Source organism: Vibrio sp. Vb1755 (assembly GCF_033338635.1).
In the GTDB taxonomy this organism is placed as follows: Bacteria; Pseudomonadota; Gammaproteobacteria; order Enterobacterales; family Vibrionaceae; genus Vibrio; species Vibrio alginolyticus.
Genome location: NZ_JAWOTA010000015.1, coordinates 65,279 through 77,775 on the forward strand (window position 1 = coordinate 65,279; position 12,497 = coordinate 77,775).

Annotated in this window: 15 protein-coding genes and 1 other RNA gene; 9 read left to right on the top strand and 7 right to left on the bottom strand. The window is 44.1% G+C overall.

Going from position 1 to position 12,497, the window contains the following annotated elements:
* Window positions 1-18: 18 nt before the first annotated feature.
* Window positions 19-480: a protein YgfX gene (locus tag R7E00_RS14325; protein ID WP_230623489.1), complete on the bottom strand. Its 462-nt coding sequence runs from the start codon at window positions 478-480 to the stop codon at window positions 19-21.
* The gene (locus tag R7E00_RS14330) at window positions 449-709 is read right to left on the bottom strand and encodes a succinate dehydrogenase assembly factor 2 (protein WP_005380951.1); all 261 of its coding nucleotides are present in this window, start codon (window positions 707-709) and stop codon (window positions 449-451) included. Before R7E00_RS14330 ends, R7E00_RS14325 begins: the two co-directional genes overlap by 32 nt.
* A 189-nt stretch (window positions 710-898) precedes the next feature.
* Here R7E00_RS14330 and ygfZ point away from each other — a divergent pair, with 189 nt between their 5' ends.
* The 3 genes from ygfZ (at window position 899) to R7E00_RS14345 (ending at window position 3,178) form a co-directional block, all read left to right on the top strand.
* The gene (gene ygfZ, locus R7E00_RS14335) at window positions 899-1,867 is read left to right on the top strand and encodes a tRNA-modifying protein YgfZ (protein WP_213891983.1); all 969 of its coding nucleotides are present in this window, start codon (window positions 899-901) and stop codon (window positions 1,865-1,867) included.
* Window positions 1,860-2,333, top strand: a complete 474-nt coding sequence (locus R7E00_RS14340) for an aminoacyl-tRNA deacylase (RefSeq protein WP_213874890.1) — start codon at window positions 1,860-1,862, stop codon at window positions 2,331-2,333. Before ygfZ ends, R7E00_RS14340 begins: the two co-directional genes overlap by 8 nt.
* Window positions 2,334-2,971: 638 nt before the next feature.
* Complete coding sequence (locus R7E00_RS14345) at window positions 2,972-3,178, top strand: DUF1107 domain-containing protein (protein WP_005380970.1); 207 nt, start codon at window positions 2,972-2,974, stop codon at window positions 3,176-3,178.
* Window positions 3,179-3,243: 65 nt separating this feature from the next.
* On the opposite strand, the gene R7E00_RS14350 is transcribed toward R7E00_RS14345, so the two are convergent.
* From R7E00_RS14350 to R7E00_RS14360, 3 genes are read right to left on the bottom strand one after another with little or no spacing between them, the layout of a single operon-like run.
* The gene (locus R7E00_RS14350) at window positions 3,244-4,452 is read right to left on the bottom strand and encodes an FAD-dependent 2-octaprenylphenol hydroxylase (RefSeq protein WP_017633554.1); all 1,209 of its coding nucleotides are present in this window, start codon (window positions 4,450-4,452) and stop codon (window positions 3,244-3,246) included.
* 31 nt (window positions 4,453-4,483) lie between these two features.
* Entirely contained in the window at window positions 4,484-5,662 is a 1,179-nt protein-coding gene (gene ubiH, locus R7E00_RS14355; RefSeq protein WP_017633555.1) for a 2-octaprenyl-6-methoxyphenyl hydroxylase, read from the bottom strand.
* A 23-nt stretch (window positions 5,663-5,685) separates the two neighbouring features.
* Window positions 5,686-6,264, bottom strand: coding sequence for a YecA family protein (locus tag R7E00_RS14360; RefSeq protein WP_005380976.1), 579 nt, complete (start codon window positions 6,262-6,264; stop codon window positions 5,686-5,688).
* A gap of 249 nt (window positions 6,265-6,513) precedes the next feature.
* Here R7E00_RS14360 and R7E00_RS14365 point away from each other — a divergent pair, with 249 nt between their 5' ends.
* The 5 genes from R7E00_RS14365 (at window position 6,514) to serA (ending at window position 9,837) form a co-directional block, all read left to right on the top strand.
* Complete coding sequence (locus R7E00_RS14365; RefSeq protein ID WP_005384553.1) at window positions 6,514-6,822, top strand: cell division protein ZapA; 309 nt, start codon at window positions 6,514-6,516, stop codon at window positions 6,820-6,822.
* Between the two features lie 8 nt (window positions 6,823-6,830).
* A non-coding RNA gene (gene ssrS, locus R7E00_RS14370) (6S RNA) lies at window positions 6,831-7,015 on the top strand.
* Between the two features lie 5 nt (window positions 7,016-7,020).
* Window positions 7,021-7,620, top strand: a complete 600-nt coding sequence (locus R7E00_RS14375) for a 5-formyltetrahydrofolate cyclo-ligase (protein ID WP_005384552.1) — start codon at window positions 7,021-7,023, stop codon at window positions 7,618-7,620.
* 53 nt (window positions 7,621-7,673) lie between these two features.
* Window positions 7,674-8,330 carry a ribose-5-phosphate isomerase RpiA gene (rpiA, locus tag R7E00_RS14380; protein WP_005380982.1) on the top strand — a complete coding sequence of 219 codons (657 nt, stop codon included), beginning with the start codon at window positions 7,674-7,676 and terminating at the stop codon, window positions 8,328-8,330.
* A gap of 274 nt (window positions 8,331-8,604) precedes the next feature.
* The gene (serA, locus tag R7E00_RS14385) at window positions 8,605-9,837 is read left to right on the top strand and encodes a phosphoglycerate dehydrogenase (RefSeq protein ID WP_005384551.1); all 1,233 of its coding nucleotides are present in this window, start codon (window positions 8,605-8,607) and stop codon (window positions 9,835-9,837) included.
* 71 nt (window positions 9,838-9,908) lie between these two features.
* Here the strand turns inward: serA and R7E00_RS14390 are convergent, their stop codons facing one another.
* Together R7E00_RS14390 and R7E00_RS14395 are read right to left on the bottom strand one after the other, a co-directional pair.
* Complete coding sequence (locus tag R7E00_RS14390; RefSeq protein WP_005384550.1) at window positions 9,909-10,601, bottom strand: oxidative stress defense protein; 693 nt, start codon at window positions 10,599-10,601, stop codon at window positions 9,909-9,911.
* A 208-nt stretch (window positions 10,602-10,809) separates the two neighbouring features.
* Entirely contained in the window at window positions 10,810-11,706 is an 897-nt protein-coding gene (locus R7E00_RS14395; RefSeq protein WP_132936935.1) for a LysR family transcriptional regulator ArgP, read from the bottom strand.
* A gap of 147 nt (window positions 11,707-11,853) precedes the next feature.
* Between R7E00_RS14395 and R7E00_RS14400 the strand changes: the two genes are divergently transcribed.
* Window positions 11,854-12,483 (top strand): LysE/ArgO family amino acid transporter, encoded by a 630-nt coding sequence (locus tag R7E00_RS14400; RefSeq protein WP_213907433.1) that lies wholly within the window; start codon window positions 11,854-11,856, stop codon window positions 12,481-12,483.
* The last annotated feature ends 14 nt before the right edge of the window (window positions 12,484-12,497 follow it).

Consider the following 12,497-nt stretch of genomic DNA (forward strand, 5'->3'; position numbering starts at 1 on the left):
ACCAATTAAACTATTACATCAGCAGGGAGCATTAGCTCCCTGTTTCATTTCCCATTGGCGTAATACCAAAGATAGTTGACGATACTGCTCATCGTCACAGCTATCACGCCAAATCGTAACACTACGGCCAGATTGCAATTGGAATGTTATCTTGAATGGTGATGCCGATGTATCGACTCGCTGTAAATGACCCTTTTCGGACTCAATATCTTCCGAGTATTCGCCATACTCAAGGGCATCAAACCTAACCGAGCCATCGCAGTGCACATACCAATGCCCATGACTTGTAGGTTGAACAAGGCCTTGGCTTGAGAGAGCCTTAACAATCAGTAATAACAAATAAGTCGATAATACGAGCGGAATGCTAGAGAAGATAACAGCCCAAGTCATCAATAAGAAAAGTACAACATTGAGGACTCGGGCAGTCAGAGAGGGAGAAGCAGTAAAATTAACGAACTTTGCTGAGGTTATGGGCGACAATTTTATCAACCATTGCTGCATGACCTAAATTTTCGCTACGGCCATGCCCCATTACCCAAGTAAACAGATCAGGATCATCGCATTCAAGTAAAGAAACAAAGTCACGCTGCTCTTGTTCACTCAGAGTATCAAAGCACTCTTCAAAAAACGGCATAATTACTACGTCAAGCTCAAGCATGCCTCGACGACAAGCCCATTTAATACGCGCTTTTTCTTCCGGAGTGTACATTCACTATTCCTTCATAGATGTCTTGTTGTTAGTGCGGAGTGTAACAAGGGATGTGCTACGTCACTAGTGTGCGGGTCACAATACGATAGTGAAAGCAGACAAATGTTGATTCGTAAATCGCTCCCCTAGTATCTCAAGGTTATTTGGGTATAACATAGCGGAAAAATATCTTCAAAAGGCATTGTAATTATGGAATGGCAAACTCGTTTTTCAGCATTACCTCTCTCAACTCAAGACGCACTTCCAGAGTTATCTATCTCACTGCTGGATAACTTCGGCATGATCACCATGATCGGTGATGATAAAAAATCATACTTACAAGGTCAGGTTACCTGCGATGTTGTTTCTTTAGAACAAGACCAATCAACACTGGGCGCACATTGTGATGCGAAAGGCAAAGTGTGGAGCGTGTTCCGCCTTTTCCATCATCATGATGGCTACGGCATGATCCAACCAAAATCGGCGATTGACGTAGAACTTAGTGAAATAAAGAAATACGCCATTTTCTCTAAAGTAACGATTGAAGCTTCTGATGACGTTATCTTAGGTGTTGCTGGCGTCAAAGCCGACGAATTCATTTCAACAATGAGCAAGACAACTGGCAGCGTTCGCCCAGTTGACGGTGGCACAGCCGTGCAAGTTGCACAAGAGCGCTGGTTACTGATATTAAGTGCGCCAGAAGCACAGCAAATCGTTGAAACTACCGACGCTGTCTTTACGACAAATGAGCTTTGGAATCGTTTCGATATTGAGGCAGGTTTACCATTTGTCTCTGCATCCGCGCAGAATGCTCACATTCCACAAGCACTTAACGTGCAAGCTTTAGGAGGCATAAGCTTCACAAAGGGCTGCTACACGGGACAAGAAACGGTAGCACGAGCGAAGTATCGCGGTACCAATAAACGTGCGATGTATATCGTAAAAGGTGCAACTTCTGCTCCATTCAGTGACGAACCAATTGAGCTCGAACGCAGCGTAGGTGAAAACTGGCGTTCAGTAGGTGCTTTATTAAATCACTACCAGTTCAGTGACAATCACGCGATTGGCCTGATCGTACTGCCTAATAATCTCGATGAAGACACTCGTCTTCGTTTAGTTGCGCAACCAGAATGTGAATGGACAATCGAATCACTGCCTTACAGTCTTGATGATGAGTAATACAATCAATACTCCTTTGATGCAATTTCTCACAGACCAACACGTTCCGTTTCGTCTGTTACCGCATCAAAGACCAGCAACCACCATTGAGGATGTCGCGCACCAACGCGGCATTCGCCCTTCTCAAATGGTGAAAGCAATCTTGCTACGAGACATGGGTAATCAATATGCACTCGCCTGTGCACCAGGTGATCGTAGCGTTGATCCCAAAAAAGTGCGCTCGTTACTGAAATGTCGCCGGATGACTTGTGTTGATCAAGCCGATGTTGAGTCCATCACTGGTTACAAAGTTGGTACTGTCACTCCTCTGTTACTCAAACGTCATATGCCAATCGTGTTCGACCCCAGCTTACTAGAAGAACAGGAAGTCACGATCAGCAGTGGCGATCGAATGGCTGGGCTGGCGCTTTCTATTCAAGATCTTATCCAATTGTGCCAGCCGACCGTAGCTGAGATCTGTCGTTAATCGTCTAAAAACAATGTAATGACACGTAGTGTTTCTATCACTGCGTGATCTCGCTCATATCTACAAAAATAGACATGAGAATTTTTAATCACATATAAAACATAAATAGTCACAAAGATAAAACTCGTATATGCTGAATTTGTTGGTTAAGTTTCAAACAAGCACTTAACCAATATAAAGTGAGTCAGCTAGCTGAGTGACAGCATTCATGCAGTTAGTTATCCACTTTTGTGTAATGCATCTGTGACTATTCGCCCGCTGAAGCGGGCTTTTTTTTACGTGGAACTTTTTCTCTTTCATTTCCTCTAATCGTTAGAACGTAAAGTGTGTTACGCGAAGCACGACCTTAATAGAAACAACTAGCAAACAACCGTTTTCGTTCTATTCTTAATTCTGTAACAAAACTATTGCTTAATGCGTCACGTAAAAAGGAGTGTATTGGGTAAGGGTTCCTTTAGAGAGGTTATTTTTGGGGTAATCCTCACGCTATTTAAGAGATGACACTGTCAAATTGTCTAAGACAACACAATTCTCTGACGCAACACCCTACATCTGTATTTAATACTATTGCTGTCACAATAATTTTCGCGTCCAGAACGTAGAATACCTAGGCTAGGTTAGATAAAAGGAAAGTAAATATGAGACTGTTTAAGCGCTATACACCAAGTATGATTGCTAAACATATAAGTCGTCTTTTTAAAGGAAGAATTTATATTTACGGGGTCGGTAGATTCGAGTTTGATAACGGTAAGTTAATACTGCCGGAGAAAGCAGAGCAACGCCATTTCCGAGCGGTCAAAGAGATCAATCAAGAAATAATGAAACTCCGATGCGCATATGCTTAGCAAAATGTTGATAAAACAAAGGCTGGATTAACCAGCCTTTTGTGTATTTGAAGTTCGCTTTGCACTTACTGACGCGCCAGATCCGGCAAGTGTCCCTTTAAACCAAGCGCGCGCTTCATGATCTCATCTTTCGCTCCCGGCAGTTGCCCCGCTAAACTCAAGCCAATGCCACGAACAAGCTTCTTAGCAGGGTTCTCGCCAGAGAACAAATCTCGAAACCCTTGCATAGTAGCGATCATCTTTGCCGCTTCCGCTTTTCGCCAACGCTCGTAGCTTCTTAGGTTGCGTTTACTACCGATATCTTGTCCCTGCTTCCAAAGTGCTAACACCTCTTGAGCAAGACTGGCCGCATCTAATAAACCCAAATTCACACCCTGCCCCGCTAATGGGTGAATGGTATGGGCCGCATCACCAACCAGCGCGACTCGCTCGACGACAAAATCTCGCGCATAGCGCATTTTCAAAGGAAACGCAGCACGCTCTCCCACTACTTCACATAGACCAAGTCGAGCATCAAACTCACTCGTCAACGCTTTATTGAAATCATGTTCACTCATCGCCACTAACTGCTCTGCTCGATTTGGCTCCGTGGACCAAACAATAGAGCACATATTTGGTTGCGACATTGGCAAAAATGCCAACGGTCCGTGAGGAGTAAATATCTGGCGCGCAATGCTGTTGTGTGGCATAGCAGTTTTGACATTCGCGACCAAAGCATGATGACCATAGTCCCAATGCGTTAATGGAATATCCATTTGATGGCGAAGCCACGAATTCGCCCCATCGGCTCCGACCACTAATTTAGCGGTCATGGCTTGGCCATTATCGAGCGTCAGCCAGCTTTCTTGCTCACCGACCGCGAGAGTCGCGCAACGTGCAGGCATAAACATAGTGACGTTATCGAGCTTTTGGACTTGTTCAAGCAGCGCAAGTTGAATCACACGATTCTCAACAATGTGCCCTAAATCAGGTTGTGCCATACTTTGTGCATTAAATTCAATACTGGCAAAGCTATCTTGTTCCCATACTTCCATGCCATGGTAAGGTGAAGCTCGGCGCTGTTCTATGCCCTGCCAAGCACCAAGTTTACGCAAAATCGTCTCACTAGAGCGGCTCAGCGCAGACACACGAACATCGGGCAATTCTTTCAACGAATCATCTGGCACTTTACCTTCAATAACGGCGACACGCAGATCACTGTCTTTGAACGCGGCAGCAAGTGCCAACCCAACCATCCCTCCGCCGATGATGGCGATATCTACACTTTGCATCATTGCTTTTTATTACCTAATTCAGTGCGGCCGTTCATCGTTTTACCAAGCCAAGTGTATGGCGTAGTAGCGGCTGCTTAAAAATAGAAAGGTTATCCATCGCTGCTAAGGCAGTATTTCGGCCAATTCGCATCGCGGGTAAATCATTTGAAAAAACATGCACCAAGGCACTGGTTAGCCAAATAGTTTCGCTTCGATCTGCTTCTCTACGTTGACTAAAGCGCATCAGGCCTTGATAAAGACCCACATCCTCACTTTGGTGCACAATTTCTTCTGCTAGTGAGACTACATCGCGAATACCGAGATTAAAGCCTTGTCCAGCTATCGGGTGCAGCGTTTGCGCCGCATTTCCAACAATCGCAAAGCGATGTGAAATATTTTGCTTTCGATGGCGAAGAAGCAATGGGTAACTTGCACGACGCCCCACTTTTTTCATCGCGCCTAAACGCCAACCAAAATCGTTCTGTAAATGCTGGAGAAATGCTTGATCAGATAACTCAAGAACGGCTTGGGCTTCTTCAGGGTGCAAACACCAAACTAAGGACATTCGATTGTCACTCATTGGCAATAAAGCAACAGGGCCATTTTCAGTAAAACGTTCAAAGGCTCTACCTTGATGAGGTTCTTGAGTCACAATATTGGCAATGACAGCCACTTGTTCAAAATCTTGCTCAGAAAGTTCTAGACCAATTTTCTGACAACAGGTCGAAACAGCACCATCTGCAGCCACCAGCAGTTTTGCTTCAAGTTGCTCACCACTTTTCAACGTCACATGGGTACAGTTTTGCTCGCGCTCGATATCGGTAACGGAGTCAGGACAAAACAGCGTAATTGATTCGCTGCTGTCTAATAATTCTTGATATACACGCCCAACATCGGCTAATTCTACAACATACCCTAGAGCTTCAACCCCAACCTCTTGCTTGGTAATCTCCGTCATCCCAGCATGAGAACGGTCAGAAACGTGGATATGTTCAATGGGTGTGACAAACGGTTCTACTGACGTCCAGAGCTGTAGTTGACGCAACAGATTGACAGTACCGTAAGACAATGCGATTGAGCGAGAGTCAAAACCAGGGTGCATATCTGATTGTGCTTTAAAAGGCTCAACGACGGCAATGCGGAGCTTTCCCTGAGACAAATGGTCAATCGCCAATGCTAACGTTGCACCAGCCATGGCACCACCAGCAATGACTACATCATATTGCTTCATACTAACCTCTGGACGGTCTACGATTAGTGAATAGTAGGTTTTTTGTCGCTGCTTTCAGGACGAACACCAAATTCAGCATGAATCGTTAGTACGCAAGCTTTGATGTGCTCAATCACTTGCTCTAGCAATTGCGCTTGTTCACCAAGATCGTCATCTTCATCGATGCCTAATTTGGCAATCTCTTCTAGGTCAGCCAGTGCTTCTTTAGCGTCATCAGATGCTTTATTAAGCGCAACGCCTGCTAGACCTAACCCAGAAATAAAGTGGTTTACAAAGTCGGACACACTGTCAGCTAATGCGAATAAGCCTTCTTCGCCCGGCTCATCTGGCAATAGTAAAGACAGCTCCATTGACGTGCCAGTAAGCTCATTAACAGTAACGTTGAATATGCTCTGAGCAAAAGTGAGTGCTGTCGAGGGCCACCCCATCCCATCATTGGTGTAGTCAAAAAGAATCGGCTGCCAAGTTTGATCATTGATCGCCAATCCACCACTTAACATGCCAACAAATAAGCCATGTAACTCCGCCGGTGTCACTGCTAGGCTTGCCGATTGCAGTTCAGCAGCAATAGATTGGTATTCAGGAAGGGTGATTTCACTCATAACTTGGCTCATTCTTACGTAATAATGTATTGGTATATCCTACCATCAAGGTTAGTGGTCTGAAACGGCTATCAAATTCAATTTTGGACAGCATTTGTTCAATTTGCCCAATTCCTGTGTGATCTCGTCATCATTTCTCTTTCTGTGATGGGAAATGCTTGAATCTTAATAGCGGTTTTCCTATAGTTTGCTCCTCGGTAGTTGTATGAAGCAACACCTTAGATAGCGCGAATATAGAGTTTATTCATCATGAGCAATCAAGCGATCGACGTTGAAATATTAGGCAAACTTACACGAGTGAATTGTCCGACAGGACAAGAAGAGTCTCTTGTTGCAGCGGCAAAAGATCTGGATCGCCGATTGAAAGAAATGAGCGAACGTACTAAGGTAACCAATGAAATCCAACTGCTGACCTTTGCTGCATTGAATATTTGCTATGAGTTGCACACCAAGTCATACGAATCCAATGGTCAACAGCAAGAAATTACTGAGCGAATGGAAAAGCTCACCGCGTCTTTAGAGAACGCACTAAGCAAAGTTACGCAAGGACAGCAGTAAATACAAAATTTACCCTGGGGTGTGCGTCAGCAGGATTTAAGTCCCTGAGCCGATAAGCAATACCTAAGGGTTAGTATTTGGTAACTATTGAGCAAGCTCGGCATGCACCGAGAAGCCTACGGTTGTCATTGCTGATCCGCCTTGAACCAGCTGGTTCAAGGGCCACAATCCTCAACGGCACCCTGGGGTATTCTCTCTATGTCAGACCTCTCTCGACAAGACTTCCGCAAACTGATTCGTGAAAAGCGCAACGCTCTGTGCAGTGATACGCAATACCAAGCGGGAATCGACCTTATTACTCAATTTTCCCAACTTCCTGAAATCGATCAGGCGCAACATATTGCCATCTACCTTTCTGCAGACGGTGAGCTTGATACTAAACCGCTCATTGAATGGTTATGGCAACAGGGAAAATCGGTTTATCTGCCCGTCATCCATCCCTTTTCTAAAGGTCAGTTACTGTTTCTTCAGTATATAAGTGATGAACAGCTCGTCTACAACAAGTACGGCATCTTAGAGCCCAAGCTCGATATCAGACACCTCAAACCCGTTCGCCAGCTTGATTTAATCTGCACGCCTTTAGTTGGGTTCGACAGTATCGGACACCGCTTAGGCATGGGCGGAGGGTACTACGATCGTACTCTGTCACGTTGGTTTATAACTGGAGAGGGTGCTAAACCTGTCGGTATCGCTCATGACTGCCAACATGTAGAACGCTTACCAATTGAAAGCTGGGATATTCCATTACCTAAGATCGTGACCCCAAGCCAAATATGGCAATGGGAAAGTGACAAGTAAGCCGCTATAATCACGCCCGCAAACGTTAACGAACATCTATTCAGGAGATTGGCATGACTCAAGATGAAATGAAAAAAGCGGCTGGTTGGGCAGCACTAAAATATGTTGAGAAAGGCAGCATTGTCGGTGTTGGTACTGGCTCTACCGTGAATCACTTCATCGATGCACTAGGCACTATCAAAGATGATATTAAAGGTGCAGTGTCTAGCTCTGTCGCTTCAACTGAGCGCCTTAAAGAGCTTGGTATTGAAGTATACGAGTGTAACGATGTAATGAAGCTGGATGTGTATGTTGATGGCGCAGATGAGATCAACCCAGCACGTGAAATGATCAAAGGCGGCGGCGCGGCTCTGACTCGTGAGAAAATTGTCGCAGCAATCTCTGATAAGTTCGTATGTATCGTTGACGGCACTAAAGCAGTTGACGTACTTGGCCAGTTCCCATTGCCTGTTGAAGTAATCCCAATGGCACGCTCTTACGTGGCTCGTGAATTGGTAAAACTAGGTGGTGATCCAGCTTACCGTGAAGGCGTTGTGACTGACAACGGCAACGTGATTCTGGATGTGCACAATATGCAAATTACCAACCCGAAAGAAATGGAAGACAAAATAAACGGCATCGCTGGTGTGGTGACTGTGGGTCTTTTCGCTCATCGTGGTGCTGACGTAGTGATCACTGGCACACCAGAAGGTGCAAAAATTGAAGAATAAATAACAGCCCAAAATGAACCTATCTGGTTCACTTTTCTGTTATTTCATTACATACGGTGCTGCAAGGCACCGTTTTTTATTCCTTTCTATAAGAAAATTATCTCTTATTCCGTAATTTTCTTACCCAAAGCAATTTTTTTTTGTTACTTTATTGAACAGAAGACGCACAGGGAAACGTTTGTCTTCCTACAAAACTGTTAATTATCCCCTTTTTAATAGTTTTGCCCAATGTGCGCCACATTAGCCCACCTTTCCATTTTAAGGACGAGAAAAAATGGCCAAAGTTTCACTGGAAAAAGAAAAGATTAAGATCCTCTTGTTAGAGGGACTCCACCCTTCTTCAGTTGAAGTTCTTCAAGCAGCTGGTTATACCAACATTGAATACCATAAAGGTTCCCTTCCGGAAGAAGAACTAATTGAAGCGGTAAAAGACGTGCACTTCATTGGTATCCGCTCCCGTACGAACCTATCCGAAGAGGTAATCAATGCGGCGAACAAGCTGGTTGCAATTGGCTGTTTTTGTATTGGTACTAACCAAGTAAACCTAGATGCAGCAGCAAAACGCGGTATTCCTGTCTTTAATGCACCATTCTCTAACACTCGAAGCGTGGCAGAGCTTGTACTTGGGCAAATCCTTTTACTAGTGCGTGGTATTCCTGAAAAGAATGCACTTGCACATCGCGGTATTTGGAAGAAAAGTGCAGACAACTCTTACGAAGCTCGTGGTAAGTGCCTTGGCATTATCGGATACGGTCACATTGGTACGCAGCTTGGTATTATTGCCGAAAACTTAGGTATGCGCGTTTACTACTACGATATTGAGAACAAACTGTCCCTTGGTAATGCGACGCAAGTACATACCATGAGTGAACTATTGAACAAATGTGATGTGATTTCTTTGCACGTTCCCGAAACACCGGAAACGAAAAACATGATGGGTGAAGCTGAATTTGCTCGAATGAAACCAGGTTCCATCTTTATCAACGCGGCACGTGGCACCGTTGTGGATATTCCTGCACTTTGCCATAGCTTAGAAGCTGGTCACCTTGCCGGCGCTGCAATTGATGTATTCCCAACTGAACCAAAAACGAATGCTGACCCGTTCGAGTCTCCTTTACAAAAATTCGATAACGTCATCCTCACTCCACACGTTGGTGGTTCAACGCAAGAAGCGCAAGAGAATATCGGCTTAGAAGTGGCGGGTAAACTGGCTAAGTACTCTGATAATGGCTCGACACTTTCAAGCGTAAACTTCCCTGAAGTGTCATTACCAGAACACAGTGGTGAGTGTTCTCGTCTGCTTCATATCCACAAGAACCGTCCTGGTATCCTAACTCAGATCAACACCATCTTTGCTGAAGAAGGCATTAACATTGCCGCGCAGTACCTACAAACAGCCGCTGAAATAGGCTACGTAGTGATCGACGTTGAAACTGAACGCTCAGAAGAAGCTCTAACAAAGCTCAAAAACATTGAAGGCACAATCCGTGCTCGTATCCTGCACTAAACAGTGAAACAGAAACGACAAAGGCAGGGGTTATGACTCCCTGCCTTTTGCTTTTTACTGTTTGCTAAGCCTTACTTTAGCTTATAAATGACATCGACTTGATCGCGAATGATCATAGTTGAATCTTGGTAGCTATTCGCTCCTTCTTTACTATCCATCGCCATTGAACGCATTAACACAGGCTGAACGTGCATCTGTCTGTAATTGATCTGCCATACATCGCCCAACTTTTTCTCAAAACCAGTCGCTAATGACCCTGCTTTTTCTCTTGCGTCCTTAATCGCAGCCATTCGTGCCTTTTGCTGATACTCGGCTTGGTTGCTTACCTTAAGTTGAATATTATCAACCTGATTAATTCCCGCTTCTAACGCCATATCTAGGTATTGGTTAAGGTTTTTCAGATCCGTCACCGTGACATCAATACTGCGAGATGCTCGATACCCAACAAGTTCTGCTTTCCCTGATTTAGGGTAATGGTACTGAGGAGCAAGGTATAAATTCGAGCTAGTAATATTGTCTTTTGACAAGCCGGCATCCGATAAGCTTTTTAGAAACTCTTCAACGGTTTTATCTACGGACAATTTCGCTTGTTCGGCCGTCATTGTCGTATCGACTACTTTTACAGAAAACGTAGCCATATCAGGTGTGGCCGTCACTTCGCCATACCCCGTTGTCGTAACATGAGCAAACTCTGGCGTATTCGCCAAAACTGAAGCACTGGTAAGGCTGAGTGCTGAAGCCAGCAAAAATGAATACAATTTCATTCAATAAATCCATCCATACAAAATTAAGTACTTAATCTCAGATTCCAACATCACTATCATGGCTGAGAAAGCGTGTGGTTTCATAATAGAAACTTCCGCCGATTATCCAAGCACCCATAGTGACTTCTAACACAACTTTGACTATGTAACATTGGCGTAATTTTTAAACAAAACACACTTAAGTTAACGATATGCAGCTCTGACAAACTTATTGAGGTAGATGCTCCTGCGCATACCCGACTATCGCGTGTGAGATTTCTTGTAATACCCCAGTTTCTAACTGCCAGTGGTGCCAATAAATCCGATGGGACATTAAAAAACCTGGAGTCACATCAACCAACACACCTCTGTCTAATTCGTCGGTAATTTGCAAGCGGGGGATCAAGCAATAAGCAACACCAGCTAACGCCACTTTTAGAAACGCTTCAGAACTACTGATGTTGTGATGAATAACGCTGTCAGGATTGACGTTAAAATGCTCGGTAAGAAATGTTTTATGTAGATCATCATATTGGTCATATGAAACGGCCGGTGCTTTTGCCAATGTCTGATTATTTACGCCTTTAGAAAAATAACGCTGATAGAACTCTGGGCTCGCGACACAAACATAATCGATGCGACCTAAATAGTCTGCTCTGCATCCGGGGATTGGCTGGGACTCCAAGCTGATCGCTCCTGTCACTTCGCCACTTTTGAGTTTTTCAATAGAGCGGTATTCACCATAGATAGTCAGTTTTAGTTCAACTTGACGCTGCTTCATAACATTTTTCAGCGCTGGCAGTAGCCATGTTGCAAGGCTATCTGCATTAGTCGCTAAAGAGAGTTGCACAGGTCGCGTACTGGTATCATTTTTTAGTTCGGGGAGAATTTCATGCTCTAGCAAGCGTACTCGCCGATAAAGACCCAACAATTTTTTACCAATTGGCGTTGGCTTAGGTGGCTGGCTTCGAATTAAAACAGGCTGCGCGAGAAACTTCTCTAACTGCTTGATACGTTGAGAAATGGCGGATTGAGAAACAAATAAATGCTCGGCAGCACGCTCAAAGCTACCCTGATAAACTATAGCGTCTAATGCCTCAATCCATTTGTAATCTAACCCTCGCATACCTTTCCTCTCACTCTTGATCAAACGCCTCCCGTTAAATTAGTCTATCTAATGTAAGATTAAAATCATTAATTATACTTATTTAGATAAACGCTTTATCTTTCCCTTTTCTGTAAATGTATTTGTTATTTTGAAGTGAGGTGAAGTGTGAGCTTGTGGGTTCTATTGCAAGGTTTTGGTTTAGGAGCATCAATGATCATTCCGATCGGCGCGCAAAATGCGTATGTTTTGAATCAAGGCATAAAGCGTAACCACCACCTAACAACCGCCACTATTTGTAGCGTGCTAGATATGATTTTCATCTCTCTAGGTATTTTTGGTGGTGGTGCAATTCTGTCTAAAAATGAAATCTTACTGACGTCGGTGACACTTGGTGGTATTGCTTTCTTGAGCTTCTATGGACTGCTCTCACTAAAAAGTGCTTTTAAGCCAGAGAGTGAATCGGAATCAAAAGGGGAGATCGTAGCTCGAGGTCGTCGAACGGTTATTCTAGGTGCGTTAGCCGTTACTGTGCTTAATCCGCACTTATATTTAGATACAGTCGTTATTCTAGGTTCGATCGGTGGACAATTTGAAGGCCATGATCGCATTGCTTTTGCACTAGGTACGATTATGGCTTCCTTTGTTTGGTTCTACACTTTATCGATAGGAGCCGCCAAACTAGGTCCAACACTCTCTAAACCAAAAGTGAAAAAAACCATCGACATTGCAATCGCAATGATGATGTTCACAATAGCGTATATCTTAGCGAGTGAGCTTATTGATAAGTATTGGTAATCATAAGGTAGTAA

What these genes read in the sequence shown, in the direction of transcription:
- ubiH (WP_017633555.1), bottom strand. Translation starts at nt 5,662, where the DNA reads ATGAAGCAATATGATGTAGTCATTGCTGGTGGTGCCATGGCTGGTGCA.
- serA (WP_005384551.1), top strand. Translation starts at nt 8,605, where the DNA reads ATGGCCAAAGTTTCACTGGAAAAAGAAAAGATTAAGATCCTCTTGTTA.
- R7E00_RS14350 (WP_017633554.1), bottom strand. Translation starts at nt 4,452, where the DNA reads ATGATGCAAAGTGTAGATATCGCCATCATCGGCGGAGGGATGGTTGGG.
- R7E00_RS14395 (WP_132936935.1), bottom strand. Translation starts at nt 11,706, where the DNA reads ATGCGAGGGTTAGATTACAAATGGATTGAGGCATTAGACGCTATAGTT.
- R7E00_RS14340 (WP_213874890.1), top strand. Translation starts at nt 1,860, where the DNA reads ATGAGTAATACAATCAATACTCCTTTGATGCAATTTCTCACAGACCAA.
- R7E00_RS14360 (WP_005380976.1), bottom strand. Translation starts at nt 6,264, where the DNA reads ATGAGTGAAATCACCCTTCCTGAATACCAATCTATTGCTGCTGAACTG.
- R7E00_RS14365 (WP_005384553.1), top strand. Translation starts at nt 6,514, where the DNA reads ATGAGCAATCAAGCGATCGACGTTGAAATATTAGGCAAACTTACACGA.
- ygfZ (WP_213891983.1), top strand. Translation starts at nt 899, where the DNA reads ATGGAATGGCAAACTCGTTTTTCAGCATTACCTCTCTCAACTCAAGAC.
- R7E00_RS14345 (WP_005380970.1), top strand. Translation starts at nt 2,972, where the DNA reads ATGAGACTGTTTAAGCGCTATACACCAAGTATGATTGCTAAACATATA.
- R7E00_RS14375 (WP_005384552.1), top strand. Translation starts at nt 7,021, where the DNA reads ATGTCAGACCTCTCTCGACAAGACTTCCGCAAACTGATTCGTGAAAAG.
- R7E00_RS14330 (WP_005380951.1), bottom strand. Translation starts at nt 709, where the DNA reads ATGTACACTCCGGAAGAAAAAGCGCGTATTAAATGGGCTTGTCGTCGA.
- R7E00_RS14390 (WP_005384550.1), bottom strand. Translation starts at nt 10,601, where the DNA reads ATGAAATTGTATTCATTTTTGCTGGCTTCAGCACTCAGCCTTACCAGT.
- rpiA (WP_005380982.1), top strand. Translation starts at nt 7,674, where the DNA reads ATGACTCAAGATGAAATGAAAAAAGCGGCTGGTTGGGCAGCACTAAAA.